At 47.7% G+C, this 814-nt stretch carries 1 pseudogene; it reads left to right on the top strand.

The features are described 5' to 3' along the window. Nucleotides 1–26: 26 nt before the first annotated feature. A pseudogene (locus R7O13_RS25815) lies at nt 27–814 on the top strand (peptidoglycan glycosyltransferase FtsI); the annotation flags it as partial.

Genomic DNA, 814 nt, shown 5'->3' with positions numbered 1-814 from the left:
GATAAAGAAGTGGTTATCACGCTAAAATGATAAGAAAGAAAACCAACGCTAAACAAGGAAATAAGCGTAAGTCTTCTGCGAAACCCAAAGCCGCAGTAAACGACACCAAAACCGCACCGAAAACAGCGAAAGTAGAAGTAGAGCCATCATTTTTGATGCTCTGGCGCTTCCCTTTATTGCTGTTTTTTGTTTTCTGCGCCTTTGCGCTTCTTGTCGCTCGTGTGGCCTATATTCAAATCATCGAGCCGGATAATCTCATTAAGCAGGGCGATCTACGTTCGATTCGTGTTAAGTCTATCCCGTCTGCACGAGGCATTATTTCTGATCGCAATGGTGAACCTTTAGCGGTGAGTGTGCCTGTTGAAGCGGTTTGGGCCGATCCAGCCACCATTTTTAAAGAAAATGCGCTAAGTCAGAAACAAAACTGGTATGCCTTAGCAGATGTGTTAGGTGTGGATCGCCAAGGCCTGATTGACAAAATCAAGCGCAACGAAAAGCGTCGCTTTATTTACCTGCAGCGCCAGGTGAGCCCAGCGATGGCAAACTACATTCGTGAACTGAAGCTACCAGGTATTGGTCTTAAGTCGGAGTCTCGTCGTTATTACCCGGCTGGCGAAGTCAGTGCGCACCTTGTCGGTGTGACAGGCATTGACGGTCATGGCCTAGAGGGGGTTGAGCGCAGTTACGATGAATGGCTAACCGGTGAAGAAGGTAAAAAGACCATTCGTAAAGACCGCTACGGCCGTGTCGTTGAAAACATCGCTTGGCAAGACAAACAAGAAGGCAAGTCGTTGCAGCTAACCATTGATCAGCG

The organism is Vibrio sp. Y176, from assembly GCF_033438945.1.
This window is presented reverse-complemented; position numbering and strand designations above follow the sequence as displayed.